Origin of the sequence: Streptomyces scopuliridis (assembly GCF_042790125.1) — a bacterium.
In the GTDB taxonomy this organism is placed as follows: Bacteria; Actinomycetota; Actinomycetes; order Streptomycetales; family Streptomycetaceae; genus Streptomyces; species Streptomyces scopuliridis_A.
Genome location: NZ_JBHTZS010000001.1, coordinates 469855 through 484884, shown reverse-complemented (window position 1 = coordinate 484884; position 15030 = coordinate 469855). Strand labels below are relative to the sequence as shown.

Sequence of the window (15030 nt, the reverse complement as noted above, 5' to 3'; positions counted from 1 at the left end):
CCGAACGGACATGCCCACACTTCCGAAGTGCGAACACGAGGCTTCTGTACGGCAGACTTGGGCCCCGAGGCCCGATGCGAAGGATGGTTATGCCGACCACACCAGTCACTGCGGCGAACAGCTCGTCGAACGGCACACAAGAAACGATCATGCTGGAGCTGGTCGACGAGCAGGGCAATACCATCGGCACCGCCGAGAAGCTCTCGGCCCATCAGGCGCCGGGCAGACTGCACCGCGCGTTCTCGGTCTTCCTCTTCGACGAGCAGGGCCGGCTGCTGATCCAGCGCCGCGCGCTCGGCAAGTACCACTCCCCCGGCGTCTGGTCGAACACCTGCTGCGGGCATCCGTACCCGGGCGAGGCGCCGTTCGCCGCCGCCGCCCGCCGTACCCACGAGGAGCTGGGCATCTCGCCCTCGCTGCTCGCCGAGGCGGGCACGGTGCGCTACAACCACCCCGACCCGGCCTCGGGGCTGGTGGAGCAGGAGTACAACCATCTCTTCGTCGGGCTCGCGCAGTCCGCGCCGCGGCCGGACCCCGAGGAGGTCGGCGAGACCGCGTTCGTCACCCCGGCGGAGCTGACCGAGCGGCACGGCGAGGCCGCGTTCTCCGCGTGGTTCATGACCGTCCTGGACGCGGCGCGCCCTGCCATCAGAGAGCTCACCGGGCCCGCCGGGGGCTGGTGACACTTCCTCGCGGCGGCTCATCGGGCACGGCCGGCGACGGGAAGGGCAGCACCGCCCAGACGATCTTCCCGCCGCCGGCGGTGTGCTCCACACCACAGCCGCCGCCGGCCTCACGCGAGGTCTCCTGTACGAGCAGCAGCCCGCGCCCGCCTGTCCTGGCGTGATCCGTCTCCAGCGCCGTGGGCCGGTACGGATGGTTGTCCTCGACCGACACCCGGATCCACGCCGCGCCGATGGCGACCTCGACGGCGATCTCCGGCGAGAGCAGGGCCGCGTGCTGTACGGCGTTGGTGACCAGCTCGGAGACGATGAGCAGCACTCCCTGGACCACCCCGTCCCTGACCGGTACGCGCAGACGTTTCAGCAGGTCGCGTACGGCGTGTCTGGTCTGAGGCACGGAGCTGTCGATGGCGGGTGCGGTGAACCGCCAGACCCCCTCGTACGACAGCGGCCGGGCCGGAACACTTCCGCGGCTCTCCATCGTGCGGCACCCACCCTTGTGTCGAACGGTGTCGTCCATCGGTACCGAGTCTTGGGACCGGGGCCGTCCGTACCGGAGTACTGAACAGAAGTCAGCCGGAATTGGCGCGTCGCGACCGCATTCGAGCGGCACGACCGGGGACACGATCGCGTCTGCTCATCCGCTGGCGGTTTCGGAGCGGTTGCCGGGGTCACACAGCGCGGGGATAGCATCCGGCGCATGGAGCCCCAGCTGCTGCACACCGTCGCGGACGGCATCGCGACCGTGGTGATCCACCATCCCGCCAAACGCAACGCGATGACCGCGCGGATGTGGCGGCGGCTGCCACCGCTGCTCGGGGCGCTGGCGGAGGACCCGGCCGTACGGGTGCTGGTCCTGACCGGTGAGGGCGCCACCTTCTGCGCGGGCGCCGATATCTCCTCGCTGCGCGAGCCCGGCCAGGATCCGCCGTCGCTGGCGGTGGCCGCGGAAGAGGCGCTGGCCGCCTTCCCCAAGCCGACGCTCGCGGCCGTACGCGGCTACTGCGTGGGCGGCGGCTGCCAGCTGGCCGCGGCCTGCGATCTGCGGTTCGCCGAGGAGGGGGCGCGGTTCGGGATCACTCCGGCGCGGCTCGGGATCGTCTACCCGGAGTCGTCCACCCGCCGGCTGGCCTCACTGGTGGGTCCCGCCACGGCCAAATACCTGTTGTTCTCCGCCGAGTTGATCGAGACGGAACGGGCGCTGCGCACCGGACTCGTCGACGAGGTGCTGCCGGAGGGCGAGCTGGGCAAGCGGGTGGCGGAGTTCGCGCGGGTGCTGGTCTCGCGTTCGCGGCTGACCCAGGCGGCGGCCAAGGAGTTCGCCTCGGGCCGTACGGACCGTGCGGCCTACTGGGCGGAGCAGGCGCGCGGCAGCGGCGACGCCGCGGAGGGCGTCGCCGCTTTCCTGGAGCGCCGTGAGCCGCGCTTCAGCTGGACCTACGGCTCCGAGGGCGCGGGCGGAGCTGTCGCCGAAGGATGAGCGGGGCCGTCACTGAAGGAGGAAACGGCTCCCGTCCCGCATCTCCGCGACGAGATCGGCCGGTGCCTTGTCCGCCGAGCCCGCGTCGTAGGGCGGCCGCGGGTCGTACTCCGTCAGCAGCTGCACGGTCTGGGCGAACCGGTCGCCGGCCAGCCGTCCCGCGAGGGTGAGCCCCATGTCGATGCCCGAGGAGACCCCGGCGGCCGTGACGTACTTGCCGTCGGTGACGACGCGTTCGCCGGTGGGCTCGGCTCCGTACGTACGCAGTGTCTCCACGGCCAGCCAGTGGGAGGTGGCCCGGCGGCCCCTGAGCAGGCCGGCGGCGGCGAGCAGCAGGGATCCGGTACAGACGGAGGTGGTCCAGGTGGAGGTGGCGTCGGCCGCGCGCAGCCAGCCGAGAAGCGCCTCGTTCTCCATCTGCCCCTCCTGACCGGGCCCGCCGGGCACCACCAGGACGTCCGGCGAGGGGACCTCGGCGAGCGTCTTCCCGGCGACGAGCGTGAGAGCGCCGGCGTCGTCGGTCACGGGCCCGGCCTGCTCGGCGACGAAGAACGTCTCGGCGCCGGGGGTGTAACAGAGCATCTGGTACGGGCCGACGGCGTCGAGCGCGGTGAAGCCTTCGAAGAGGACGATCGCGATCTTCATGACGAACCTTTCGGTGAGAGAGAGTGCGCTGGTCACTTCGCGACGGGAGTCACTTCGCGGCGGGAGCGAGGGCAGGGGACGGACGGAAGCGGCGGCGGTACTCCGCGGGCGCCGTGCCGAGTGCTCTGGTGAACGCGCGGCGCATGGCCTCGGGCGTGCCGTAGCCGCACGCGCGGGAGATCTCCTCGACCCCGTCGGCGCTCTCCTCCAGCAGTCTTCTCGCGTGCTCGACCCGTACGCGCTCCACGTAGCGGCCCGGGGTCATACCGGTCTCCGCCCGGAAGGCGCGCGCGAAGTGCCGCGGCGAGAGCCTGGCCCGCGCCGCCAGGGACTCGACCGAGAGATCTCCGCCGGGGTGGTCGCTGATCCAGCTCTGTACGTCACGCAGCGGCTCGCGCCGGGCGGTCTGGGCGGCGAGCTGGGCGCTGAACTGCGCCTGGTTGCCGGGGCGGCGCAGAAAGACGACGAGGTGCCGGGCCACGGTGAGCGCCACCTCGCGGCCGAGGTCCTCCTCGACGAGGGCGAGGGCGAGATCGATGCCCGAGGTGACGCCGGCGGAGGTGGCGATGTCCCCGTCCCGTACGTAGATCGGGTCCGGGTCGACGTCGACGGCGGGGAAGTGCGTGGCCAGCAGGCCGGCGGCGCTCCAGTGGGTGGTCGCGCGGCGCCCGTCGAGCAGTCCGGCCGCGGCGAGCAGCAGGGCTCCGGTACAGATCGAGACGAGCCGTTCGGCGCGGGGCGCCCGTTCCCGCAGCCATGCGATCAGCAGCGGGTCGGGGCGGCGGGTGCCGTTTCCGCCGGGCACGACGAGGGTGTGCGGGTCGGGGGCGTCGGTGAGCGCGAGGTCCGGGACGAGCGTCAGCCCGCTGGAGGTCCGTACGGGCGCGCCGTCGAGAGAGGCCGTCCGGATGCGGTACGCGTCGCGGTCGCCGGCGGCGAGCCCGGCGCCGTGGAACACCTCCACGGGGCCGGTCGCGTCGAGGCTCTGCACGTTGTCGAAGAGGACGACGAGTACGGATCGCTCTGTCATGGTTCTCATCCTTGGCCCGGCGGATGACGGCCGCAATGACGAGCACCCCACCTTTCCTGCCATCCCCTGCCCGCCGCCCACCCGCCCTACCGGGCGTACCGACCAGTCGGTAACGTACGGGCATGACCTCTCTGCCCGAGCGTGCCGCGCGGCGCTGCCACGCCGTCGTCAACCCGTTCCACTCGGCCCTCTACTTCTCGCCCGATCTCGGACGCGAGTTCGCGCGCGCCGGTCTGGACGACGCGCGCGCCACCTACTTCGCGGCCCGCGCCGCGCCCCTGGGCCGGGCCGGCGCGGGGACCGTCACCGCGGCCTTCTACAACTTCCGGCACGATCTCGTCGCCCGGCACATCCCGCGCGCCTGGGACTCCGTCTCCCCCGAGGACGCGCTCGACGCGCGGCTGCGGGCGGCCGACTCGCTGCTGCGCCGGCTGCTCGGCGAAGAGGTCCTGGCCTCGAAGGAGCTGGCCGAGGCGGCGGAGCTGGCGCTGCGGGCCGCCGAGGCGTGCACGCGCCCCGCGCGTCCGCTGTACGCCGCCAACGCCGATCTGCCGGTGCCCGAGGCGCCGCATCTGGCGTACTGGCACGCGGCCACGCTGCTGCGGGAGTACCGAGGTGACGGTCATCTGGCCGCTCTGCTGCGCGCCGGACTCGACCCGCTGGAGGCGCTGGCCAGCCACACCGCCAGCGGCCGGGGCATGTCACCGAAGTGGGTCCTGGCCAGCCGGGGCTGGAGCCAGGAGGAGTGGGAGGCGGCCAAGGAGCGGCTGCGCGGGCGGGGGCTGCTGGACGGCGACGGTGAACTGACCGCGTCCGGTACGGAGCTGCGCACGGCCCTGGAGGACGAGACCGACCGGCTGGACCGGGCACCGTACGAGCATCTCGGGGCGGCGGGCGTGGCCCGCCTGACCGAGCTGGGCGGGGCTCTGGCGGGGGCGGCGCAGGCGGCCGGCGCGTTTCCCCCGGACCTCATCGGGAAGCGCTGAGGGCCGTGCCGCGGAGCACGCACGCGGCCGGTGTTTACCCGCGCCTCGAACGGACACTCGCATAGGTAGGTGGTAGGCCGTGGTTCACCCCGTTCGAGGGTGCTCACAGCGTGTGCCCCGTACGCAGGCACCGGCCCGTACGCCGTGTGCGCGAAGCACCCGACGCGGCCGACGACTCGACAGCCACCCGGAGGAGGCCCGCGTGTTCCGTGCCCTCGCCGATGTCCTTCGTGCCATCGGCTCCACGATCGCTTCCGTGGTGACGCTCCCCTTCCGCGCGCTCGCCCGTCTCCTCGGCGGCGCCGCACACGGTTGAGGGCCGTCCGCCGCGGGCTCGGTCGGTTTCCCCGGCCCGGTCCCTGTTCGTTTCGGGACCGGGCCGGGGCCGGCCCGGGGTCCGCCGTACGGCATCTCGCACCGGCACGTCACCGCCGGTCGTGCCCGCCGATGTCGGTGCCACCTGCCACAATGCAGACGGCGGACCACTGAACAGCGGAGCGTGATCGTGACGACGTCCATCGAAGGCAGGATCGCCGGGGAACTCGGCGTACGGGAGCGGCAGGTGAAGGCGGCCGTCGAGCTGCTCGACGGCGGGTCGACCGTGCCGTTCATCGCGCGCTATCGCAAAGAAGCGACCGAGATGCTCGACGACGCGCAGCTGCGCACCCTTGAGGAGCGGCTGCGTTATCTGCGCGAACTGGAAGAGCGGCGGGGGGCGATCCTGGAATCCGTGCGCGAGCAGGGCAAGCTCGACGACGCCCTGGAGGCGCGGATCCGGGCCGCCGACACCAAGGCGCGGCTGGAGGACATCTATCTGCCGTTCAAGCCCAAGCGGCGTACGAAGGCGCAGATCGCCCGGGAGGCCGGTCTGGAGCCGCTCGCCGAGGGGCTGTTGACCGACCCGTCGGTGGAACCGCTCGCGGCGGCCACCGCGTTCGTGGACGCGGACAAGGGCGTCGCCGACCCCGCGGCGGCGCTGGAGGGCGCCCGCGCCATCCTCACCGAGCGGTTCTCCGAGGACGCCGATCTCATCGGCGAGCTGCGTGAGCGGATGTGGACCCGGGGCCGGCTCGTGGCGAAGGTGCGGGACGGCAAGGAGGAGGCCGGCGCCAAGTTCGCGGACTACTTCGACTTCGCGGAGGGCTTCTCCCAGCTGCCCTCGCACCGCGTGCTCGCGATGCTCCGGGGCGAGAAGGAGGATGTCCTCGATCTGGTCCTGGAGCCCGAGGAACCGTCGGAGCAGCCGGGCCCGAGCATGTACGAGAACATGGTCGCGCGCCGCTTCGGCGTGGCCGATCGCGGCCGGCCCGCCGACAAGTGGCTCGGCGACACGGTGCGCTGGGCGTGGCGTACCCGCATTCTGGTGCATCTCGGGATCGACCTCCGGCTCCGGCTGCGGACCGCCGCCGAGGACGAGGCCGTACGGGTGTTCGCCGCCAACCTCCGCGATCTGCTGCTGGCGGCCCCGGCCGGTACCCGCGCCACGCTCGGGCTCGACCCCGGGTTCCGTACGGGCGTGAAGGTGGCCGTGGTCGACGCGACCGGCAAGGTCGTCGCCATCGACACGATCTACCCCCATGTGCCCGCGAACAAGTGGGACGAGTCGCTCGCGAAGCTGGCGCGGCTCGCGAAGGAGCACTCCGTCGATCTGATCGCCATCGGCAACGGCACGGCGTCCCGGGAGACCGACAAGCTCGCCGGTGAGCTCTGTGCCAAGCACCCCGAGCTGAAGCTCACGAAGGTGATGGTCTCGGAGGCGGGCGCTTCCGTGTACTCCGCCTCCGCGTTCGCCTCGCAGGAGCTGCCCGATCTGGATGTGTCGATCCGTGGCGCGGTCTCCATCGCGCGCCGGCTCCAGGACCCGCTGGCGGAGCTGGTGAAGATCGACCCCAAGTCGATCGGCGTCGGGCAGTACCAGCACGATCTGTCCGAGGTGAAGCTGTCCCGCTCGCTGGACGCGGTCGTCGAGGACTGTGTGAACGGTGTCGGTGTCGACGTCAACACCGCCTCCGCGCCGCTGCTTTCGCGGGTGTCGGGCATCGGGGCGGGGCTCGCCGAGAACATCGTGGCCCACCGCGATGCCAACGGGCCGTTCCGTTCGCGGCGCGCGCTGAAGGATGTGGCGCGGCTCGGTCCGAAGGCGTACGAGCAGTGCGCGGGCTTCCTCCGTATCCGCGGCGGTGACGACCCGCTGGACGCGTCGAGCGTGCACCCCGAGGCGTATCCGGTGGTGCGGTCGATGGTGAAGAAGACGGGCAGCGAGGTCGCCTCGCTGATCGGGAACGCGTCGGTGCTGCGCACGCTGCGGCCCGGTGATTTCGTGAACGAGTCCTTCGGTCTGCCGACCGTCACCGACATCCTGCGCGAGCTGGAGAAGCCGGGGCGTGACCCGAGGCCGGCGTTCAAGACGGCCACGTTCAAGGACGGCGTCGAGAAGCTCGGCGATCTGGCGTCCGGGATGGTGCTGGAGGGGGTCGTGACGAACGTCGCCGCGTTCGGCGCGTTCGTCGACATCGGGGTGCACCAGGACGGTCTGGTCCATGTCTCCGCCATGTCCCGGACCTTTGTGAAGGACCCCCGGGAGGTGGTGAAGCCGGGTGATGTGGTCAAGGTGAAGGTGATGGACGTCGACATTCCGCGCAAGCGGATCTCCCTGACGCTGCGGCTGGACGACGAGGCGCAGCCGGCCAAGCAGGACCGGGAGCGGTCCGGGGGCGGCGGCGGGCGGCCTCCGCAGCAGCGGCAAGGGGGGCGCGGCGGTCGCGGCGGCGGTGGCGGACGCCAGGCGTCGGCCCCGCCTCCGGCGAACAGCGCGATGGCGGATGCCTTGCGGCGGGCGGGTCTGACGGATCCGAACGGCGGCGGCAAGCGGCGCTGAGGCGTCGCGGCGCCATCCATGATGGCGCGGTGCGGGGGCTCCGGAGACGACCGGAAGCCCCCGCGCCCGGCCCAGGGCTCAGATCTCGATGACCTTGCCGTCCGACACATCGAGACGGCGGGTCGTACGGACCGCGTTCAGCATCCTGCGGTCATGGGTGACCAGCAGCAGCGTGCCGTCGTAGGAGTCGAGCGCCGACTCCAGCTGTTCGATGGCCGGCAGGTCGAGGTGGTTGGTCGGCTCGTCCAGGACCAGGAGATTGACGCCCCGGCCCTGGAGCAGCGCGAGCGCGGAGCGGGTGCGCTCGCCCGGCGAGAGCGTGGTCGCGGGGCGCAGCAGATGGCCGGACTTGAGGCCGAACTTCGCGAGCAGCGTACGGATGTCGGCCGGTTCGGTGTCGGGGACCGCCTGACGGAACGCGTCCAGCAGGGTCTCGGGACCGTGGAAGAGCGCGCGTGCCTGGTCCACCTCCCCGACGACCACGCCCGAGCCGAGCGTGGCATGGCCCGCGTCCAGCGGGAGGCGGCCCAGCAGGGCGGCCAGAAGCGTGGACTTGCCGCTGCCGTTGGCTCCGGTGATGGCGACCCGGTCGGCCCGGTCGATCTGGAGCGTGACCGGCCCGAAGTGGAAGTCTCCGCGCGCCACTTCGGCCGCGCGGAGCGTCGCGACCACGGCTCCCGACCGGTCGGCGGAGGCGATCTCCATCCGCAGTTCCCACTCCTTGCGGGGCTCCTCGACCACATCGAGGCGTTCGATCAGCCGCTGCGTCTGGCGCGCCTTGGCCGCCTGCTGCTCGCTGGATTCGGAACGGAACTTCCGGCCGAGCTTGTCGTTGTCGGTCGCCTTGCGCCGGGCGTTCTTGACGCCCTTCTCCATCCAGGAGCGCTGGGTGTGGGCCCGTGCCTCCAGGGCGGACTTCTTGTCGGCGTACTCCTCGAACTCCTCACGGGCATGGCGCCGCGCGGTCTCGCGCTCCTCCAGATACGACTCGTAGCCGCCGCCGAAGAGCGTGATCTTCTGCTGGGCCAGGTCGAGTTCGAGCACCTTGGTCACGGTGCGCACCAGGAACTCGCGGTCGTGGCTGACGACGACCGTGCCGGCGCGCAGTCCCGAGACGAAGCCCTCAAGACGGTCGAGGCCGTCGAGATCGAGGTCGTTGGTCGGCTCGTCGAGCAGGAAGATGTCGTAGCGCGAGAGCAGCAGCGAGGCCAGACTCGCGCGGGCGGCCTGGCCGCCGGAGAGCGTGGTCATGGGCTGGTCGAGGCCGACGGTCAGACCGAGCGAGGCGGCGACCTCCTCGGCCCGTTCGTCGAGGTCGGCACCGCCGAGGGCGAGCCAGCGTTCCAGACCGGTCGCGTAGGCGTCATCGGCGCCGGGCGCGCTGTCGACCAGTGCCTGCGTCGCCTCGTCCAGGGCGCTCTGCGCGGCGGTGACGCCGGTGCGGCGGCCCAGGAAGGCCCGTACGGTCTCCCCCTGGCGCCGCTCGGGCTCCTGGGGAAGGTGGCCGACGGCGGCGGTGGGCGGGGACAGCCTCAGCTGTCCGTCCTCGGGTGTGTCCAGTCCGGCGAGCAGCCGGAGCAGGGTGGACTTCCCGGCGCCGTTGGCACCCACGAGTCCGATCACATCGCCGGGCGCGACGACCAGATCGAGACCGGAGAACAGGGAGCGGTCGCCGTGCCCCGCGGCGAGGTCTTTGGCTACGAGCGTGGCAGTCATCAGACCGCTGATCCTACCGGGGCGGATTCCGGTACGGTCCGGGCATGAGCGGCACAGACACTGATGTGATCGTGGTGGGCGGCGGAGTCATAGGGCTGACGACGGCGGTGGTGCTCGCGGAGAGCGGCCACCGCGTCGGACTGTGGACCCGCGATCCGGTGGCGCGTACCACCTCCGCGGTGGCGGGGGCGCTGGTCTGGCCCTATCGCATCGAGCCCGCGCGCCAGGTCGGGGCCTGGCTGGAGGAGTCGCTGCGCCACTACGTACGGCTGGCGCGGATCCCGGACAGGTCCGGGGTGCGGATCGTCGCGGGGCTGATGGCGGACACTCCGCTGACGGGACTGGGCAGTTGGGCCTCCCGGATGCCCGAGCTGCGTGAGGCCCGTACGGACGAGCTGCCCGACGGCGTAGGCCAGGGGCTGCGGGCCGCGGTCCCGCTGATCGACATGCCGGTGTATCTGCGGTATCTGAAGACGCGGCTGCGCACGGCGGGCGGCACGGTCGAGCGACGGCCGGTCACGGACTTCGCCGAACCCGCGGCCGAGTCGTCGGTCGTGATCGACTGCACCGGGCTCGGTGCCCGGGAGCTGGCGGGGGACGCGTCGCTGTATCCGGTGCGCGGTCAGGTGGTGATCGTGGAGAACCCGGGGATCGACGAGTGGTTCGTGGCGGCCGTCCCCGGCTCCTCCGAGACGACGTATCTGATGCCTCAGCCCTACGGGGTACTGCTCGGTGGCACGGCGAGCGATCACCGCTGGGATCTGAGCCCCGACCCGGCCGAGGCGGAGGCCATCGTCGCGCGCTGCGCCCGGATCCGGCCCGAGCTGGCCGGGGCGCGGGTGCTTGAGCACCGGGTGGGGCTGCGGCCCGCCCGACCCCGGGTGCGGCTGGAGGCCGTACCACTGCCCGGCGGCGGGCGGCTGGTGCACAACTACGGACACGGCGGCGCGGGGGTCACCGTGGCCTGGGGCTGCGCGGAGGCCGCCGCCCGGCTGGCGGTGGCCTCCGCGTAGCACGAAGGCTCAGCAGGCGGCGGGCGTCGCGGCCGTCAGGTGGTACTCCGCCCGCTCGTCGAGCAGCAGCGGCACCAGGCTCCGCTGCGACTGCCGCAGCGGTACGAAGGCGCCCTTGCCCAGCGGTACGGACACCACGCCGTGCAGGGCGAGTTCGTCCTTGACGTCCGCGTACTGGGCGGCGTCGAGACGGTAGCCGCACGGCGGGTCCTGGAGGATCTTCCCGGGTGCCGCGGGGTCGTTGTCGGCGCCGCCGAGATAGACCGGGCCGCGGTCCTTGAGTCCGGCCAGCCGGGCGGTGGCCGTGGCGGTCACGATCCGCGCCCTGCGCTCGTCGGTGAAGGTGAACAGGCCCTTCAGGGAGTCGAGTTGGCTGGTCACGCGGCGCCGGTTGTTCAGCGCCTCGTCGGCCTTCTCGGCGTCCGTGAGGGCATCGACCCGGCTCTCGATGAGCAGCCCTATCGAGTGCTTGACGCCCGAGGCGTTGCGCAGGATGCGTTCCTGGCCGTCGCCGGCGGTCTGCTTGATGGGGTCGCCGGTCACCGGGTCGGTCCAGATGCCGTAGGTGCCGATGGAGTGGCCGGCCGCGCGCGCGGCGGGCCGTACGTACCGCTCCGACAGCGTCCGCGCCTCGTCGTGCACCCGCGCGTCGGTGTTGAGGTTGCGCGGCCAGAGGTCGAACAGGTCCTCGTCGTAGTACGGCGGGGTGGCGCCGTACTCGTGCAGGTCGTAGATGATGTCGGGCTGACGGTCGCGGATCACGGCGGCCATCGCGCGGCCCTCGGCCGTCTTCAGCGCGATGTGGTCGCGGTTGATGTCGACGCCGTCGGAGTTGCCGCGGGTGTCGGCGGCGCGGCCGTCCGGGTTGGCTGTCGGGACGACGAGCACGGTCGTACGGGCCAGGAAGCGCTGGGTGGCGCGGTCCTTGGCGTAGGCGAGGTCGCGGACGGTGGTCAGACACGCCTCGCGGCCGGAGGGTTCGTCGCCGTGCTGGCTGCACACCAGCAGCACGGTGGCGGGCGCGCGCCGGGCGCCGAGTTCGACGAGCTGGAGCGGCCGGCCCTGTTCGGTGGTGCCGATGGTGGTGAGGGAGGCACGGTCGCTGCCCTCGTCGACGGCGGCCAGGAACCGCTGCTCCTGCGCCTGGCTGGTCCAGTTCGCGCCGTCGCTGGTCTCGAATTCCGTACGCGGCGGGGCCTCGGGGGACGGAGCGGAGGTCGCCTGAGCGGGGAGGGCCGCGATCGGCAGCACGAGGGCCGCGGCGGTCGCCGCCAGGACGAGGGTACGCAGACGGGGTGTCATCAGGTGCGGTCTCCCGGGATCGGAGGTGTCCGGCGCGGCTCGGCCACGCCGTTCGGACGGGACTCTCGGGGTGCGGTGTGCGGCGGGACAGTTCCGGTCGTGGCGCGGGCGAACGCCCCGGCGCCGCCGACGAACGGCAGCTTCGCGGACGTACGGGCCAGATCGAGGGTCAGGGTCGGGGTGGTGGACGGCGGGTCGATCAGGCCCCGGTCCGTACCGCCGATGATCAGGGCGAGCCGGTGGCCGGCGGGTACGACATGGTCGCTCGCGGCGAGCTGGAGGGTGAGGGTGTAGGGCTTGCCGGGGGTGAGCGGACGGCCGTGGCCGGCCGAGGCGTAGGTGCCGAGATCGGCCCAGCCGCGGCTGAAGACGGTGTGGTCGACGTCCGCCGTCCTGGCCGTGGTCTCCCGGTAGCAGGAGCTGTCGGCGGTGGTGCTCGGGCCCCAGCAGGTGCGTTCGGTGAGGGTGTTGATGCCCTCGCCCGCGTGGCCGTAGTCACGGATGGTGTCGGGGCCGAGGTCCACGAGGACCGCGGACAGATGGGCGGTCGAGGTGGACGGGGTGGCGGTGACGGTCACCGTGGAGGAGCCGGAGAGCCGTAGATCGCGGCTGAGCGGCCGGGTGACGAAGCCGGATTTGGCGGTGGTGGACCGGTCGATGTCGGCGGCCCAGTCGGACTCGCTCAGTCGCGGGTCGTCCGTGAAGGTCTCGGTCGTACCGGGCCGGGCGGGGGTGCGGCCGAGTGTGCCGACGCCGGGGACCGCGCCCGTGGCGGGCCGTACGGTCGTGGCGGCGGTGGTGCGCGGCGGCCATACCGTGTCGGTGGTCCAGCGGTCGGGGGCGCGTTCGATGTCCGCCATGGGCTCGCGGTCGACGCCGTTGTCGTAACCGAGCAGATAGTGGTCGAACCAGCGGTGCAGGGTGGCGACCCATTCGGTGCGGCGGAAGTCGAACGGGTCGACATGGCCGGTCTGGGAGAGCCAGATCTTGCGCTCCACGCCCGCGTCGGCGAGCGCGTCCCACCACTGACCGAGGTGCTTGGTGCGGACGTTGAGGTCCTGCATGCCGTGTACGGCGAAGACGCTGGCCCTGACCTCATCGGCGTCGCGTACGTAGTCGCGCTCGCCCCACAGCCGGGTCCAGTCGCCGGTGCGCGGCGCCTCGTCGATCAGCCGCTGCTGGACGGCCTGGCAACGGGCGCGGGCCTCGGGGCTCTCCACGTAGTCGGAGAGCCACTCGGGACCCGAGTCGTAGAGCGGGGCGCCCTGTTGGAAGTAGTAGTCGTACCAGGAGCTGATCGCGGCGATCGGGACGATGGTCCTGAGCCCCTTGACGCCGGTGGCGGCGACACCGTTGGCGATGGTGCCGTCGTAGCTCTTGCCGATCATGCCGGTGGCGCCGGTGGTCCAGGACGCCCGTACGGGGTCGGTGCCGGTACGGCTGCCGTACGCGCGGGCGCGGCCGTTCAGCCAGTCGACCACGGCCTTGGCCGACAGGACGTCCGAGCGTCCGCCGACATCGGCACAGCCGTCGGAGCGGCTGGTGCCGGTCAGATCGACGGCGACGAAGGCGTAGCCGCGCGGCACGAAGTAGTTGTCGTAGTAGAGCGGGAAACCGGCCGGGTCGCCGTTCGCGTCATAGGTCTTCTTCTGGCTCTCGTTGCCGCGTCCGCAGCAGGAGTAGTAGGGGGAGGCGTCCATGATCACGGGTATCTTCCGGCCCGCCTGCGCGGCCTCGCGGGGCCGTACGACATCGACGGCGACCCGGTCGGTGCTGCCGTTCGCGTCGCCGTCGATCCCGGTGTCCACCCAGACCGACTCCCGGATGGCGTTGTCGTAGGAGTAGACGGGTTCACTCTGGCGCGGGGGCGGGCCGGCCGTCGCCGCCGGCCGCATGCTCGGTGCTCCGTACGCCGGCGGTGCTCCGTACGCTCCCGTCGGGGTGAGCAGCACCCCCAGCAGCGCGGCGGAGGCTGCCGCGACCAGCGTTCTGCATGACCAGCGGGCGCCCCGCGCACGGATCTCCATGGGGCGGAAGGTACCCCTGTCAACTCGCCCGCAAAAGAGGGCAGTCGTGGATGAGGGACCGCGCTTTCCCTGCTGAGGCGGCATGGGAGCGCTCTCAGGCCATCGCCGGGAGCGGCTAGGCTGGGGGTTGTCCTGTCCGTTGTACGACGAGGAGCGCATGTCTTGACCGAGCCGTTCCCTGGGGCCCGCCCCACTCTGGAAGCCGTCGCGGCGCGCGCCGGTGTCTCCCGGGCCACGGCCTCCCGGGTCGTCAACGGCGGTGCGGGGGTGCGACAGCCACTGGTGGAGAAGGTGCAACGGGCGGTCGAGGAGCTGGGATACGTACCGAACCACGCGGCCCGCACGCTGGTCACCCGGCGCACCGGCGCCGTCGCCGTGATCATCGCCGAGCCGGAGATCCGGATCTTCTCCGACCCGTTCTTCTCCCAGCAGATCCGCGGTATCAGCAAGGAACTGACCGCGCACGACTACCAGTTGGTACTGCTGCTGCTCGAAGGCCCCGGCGACTACGACCGGATCGCGCGCTATCTCGCGGGCGGCCATGTCGACGGCGCGCTCGCCTTCTCGCTGCACACGGACGATCCGATCCCCGAGATCACCCGGCGGGCCGGGATGCCGACGGTCTACGGCGGCCGGCCGAGCTGGACCCCGGCGCCGGACCACCGCGCCGTGCCGTATGTGGACGCCGACAACCGCGGTGGCGCCCGGGAGGCCGTGCGGTATCTGCGGGACCTCGGCCGGCGGCGGATCGCGCATATCGCGGGGCCGCGCGATCAGACCTCGGCCATCGACCGGCTCGACGGCTACCGCGATGTGCTGCTGGACGAGGATCCCGCGCTGATCGCCGAGGGCGCGTTCACCGAGGAGAGCGGGGCGCGGGCGATGACCGAACTGCTGGAGCGGTGTCCCGGGCTGGACGCGGTGTTCGCCGCCAACGATCTGATGGCCTCGGGCGCGCTGCGGGTGCTCAAGGAGCGCGGGATCGCGGTGCCCGACGAGGTGGCGCTGGTCGGGTTCGACGACATGGACTCGGTCGCCGCGCTCACCGATCCGCCGCTGACCACCGTCCAGCAGGACATCGAGGGGCAGGGCCGGCTGATGGCGCGGCTGCTGCTGCGCGGGCTCGACCGTGAGCGTGAGGGCGAGCAGGCCCCGGCGTCGGTGATCACCCCGACCACGCTGGTACGGCGGGCCTCGGCCTGAGCCGGGCCCGCCGTCCCGCATCCGCCCATCGGCGGGCGGCGCCCATCTGTGGGGGCGACCCATCGAC

The 15030-nt window shown here is 72.2% G+C and carries 13 protein-coding genes; 7 read left to right on the top strand and 6 right to left on the bottom strand.

All coding sequences use genetic code 11. The features are described 5' to 3' along the window. Positions 1 to 89: 89 nt before the first annotated feature. Positions 90 to 683 (top strand): isopentenyl-diphosphate Delta-isomerase, encoded by a 594-nt coding sequence (gene idi / locus ACFRKB_RS01930; protein ID WP_383102439.1) that lies wholly within the window; start codon positions 90 to 92, stop codon positions 681 to 683. On the opposite strand, the gene ACFRKB_RS01925 is transcribed toward idi, so the two are convergent. Further along, on the bottom strand, positions 658 to 1164 hold the full coding sequence (locus ACFRKB_RS01925; RefSeq protein ID WP_383102438.1) for an ATP-binding protein: 507 nt from the start codon (positions 1162 to 1164) through the stop codon (positions 658 to 660). The two genes, idi and ACFRKB_RS01925, sit on opposite strands and share 26 nt — an antisense overlap. A gap of 219 nt (positions 1165 to 1383) precedes the next feature. Between ACFRKB_RS01925 and ACFRKB_RS01920 the strand changes: the two genes are divergently transcribed. Continuing rightward, a complete protein-coding gene (locus tag ACFRKB_RS01920; RefSeq protein WP_383102436.1) occupies positions 1384 to 2163 on the top strand; it encodes an enoyl-CoA hydratase/isomerase family protein in 780 nt (259 codons plus the stop codon). 9 nt (positions 2164 to 2172) lie between these two features. Here the strand turns inward: ACFRKB_RS01920 and ACFRKB_RS01915 are convergent, their stop codons facing one another. Both ACFRKB_RS01915 and ACFRKB_RS01910 read right to left on the bottom strand, forming a co-directional pair. After that, positions 2173 to 2808: a DJ-1/PfpI family protein gene (locus tag ACFRKB_RS01915; RefSeq protein WP_383102435.1), complete on the bottom strand. Its 636-nt coding sequence runs from the start codon at positions 2806 to 2808 to the stop codon at positions 2173 to 2175. 49 nt (positions 2809 to 2857) lie between these two features. After that, on the bottom strand, positions 2858 to 3838 hold the full coding sequence (locus ACFRKB_RS01910) for a GlxA family transcriptional regulator (protein WP_383102433.1): 981 nt from the start codon (positions 3836 to 3838) through the stop codon (positions 2858 to 2860). A gap of 122 nt (positions 3839 to 3960) precedes the next feature. Between ACFRKB_RS01910 and ACFRKB_RS01905 the strand changes: the two genes are divergently transcribed. The 3 genes from ACFRKB_RS01905 (at position 3961) to ACFRKB_RS01895 (ending at position 7702) form a co-directional block, all read left to right on the top strand. Then, positions 3961 to 4824, top strand: a complete 864-nt coding sequence (locus ACFRKB_RS01905) for an SCO6745 family protein (protein WP_383102431.1) — start codon at positions 3961 to 3963, stop codon at positions 4822 to 4824. A gap of 202 nt (positions 4825 to 5026) precedes the next feature. After that, a complete protein-coding gene (locus ACFRKB_RS01900) occupies positions 5027 to 5140 on the top strand; it encodes an LPFR motif small protein (RefSeq protein WP_383102429.1) in 114 nt (37 codons plus the stop codon). Between the two features lie 189 nt (positions 5141 to 5329). Next, complete coding sequence (locus ACFRKB_RS01895; protein WP_383102427.1) at positions 5330 to 7702, top strand: Tex family protein; 2373 nt, start codon at positions 5330 to 5332, stop codon at positions 7700 to 7702. A gap of 78 nt (positions 7703 to 7780) precedes the next feature. On the opposite strand, the gene ACFRKB_RS01890 is transcribed toward ACFRKB_RS01895, so the two are convergent. Then, positions 7781 to 9418 carry an ABC-F family ATP-binding cassette domain-containing protein gene (locus ACFRKB_RS01890; RefSeq protein ID WP_383102425.1) on the bottom strand — a complete coding sequence of 546 codons (1638 nt, stop codon included), beginning with the start codon at positions 9416 to 9418 and terminating at the stop codon, positions 7781 to 7783. 44 nt (positions 9419 to 9462) lie between these two features. Between ACFRKB_RS01890 and ACFRKB_RS01885 the strand changes: the two genes are divergently transcribed. Next, positions 9463 to 10431: an FAD-dependent oxidoreductase gene (locus tag ACFRKB_RS01885; protein WP_383102424.1), complete on the top strand. Its 969-nt coding sequence runs from the start codon at positions 9463 to 9465 to the stop codon at positions 10429 to 10431. A gap of 9 nt (positions 10432 to 10440) precedes the next feature. Here ACFRKB_RS01885 and ACFRKB_RS01880 read toward each other — a convergent pair whose 3' ends face one another. Together ACFRKB_RS01880 and ACFRKB_RS01875 are read right to left on the bottom strand one after the other, a co-directional pair. After that, on the bottom strand, positions 10441 to 11733 hold the full coding sequence (locus ACFRKB_RS01880) for a M14 family metallopeptidase (RefSeq protein WP_383102422.1): 1293 nt from the start codon (positions 11731 to 11733) through the stop codon (positions 10441 to 10443). Beyond that, complete coding sequence (locus ACFRKB_RS01875) at positions 11733 to 13760, bottom strand: Xaa-Pro dipeptidyl-peptidase (RefSeq protein WP_383102421.1); 2028 nt, start codon at positions 13758 to 13760, stop codon at positions 11733 to 11735. Before ACFRKB_RS01875 ends, ACFRKB_RS01880 begins: the two co-directional genes overlap by 1 nt. A 162-nt stretch (positions 13761 to 13922) precedes the next feature. Between ACFRKB_RS01875 and ACFRKB_RS01870 the strand changes: the two genes are divergently transcribed. After that, positions 13923 to 14963 carry a LacI family DNA-binding transcriptional regulator gene (locus tag ACFRKB_RS01870; protein ID WP_383102419.1) on the top strand — a complete coding sequence of 347 codons (1041 nt, stop codon included), beginning with the start codon at positions 13923 to 13925 and terminating at the stop codon, positions 14961 to 14963. Positions 14964 to 15030 lie beyond the last annotated feature (67 nt).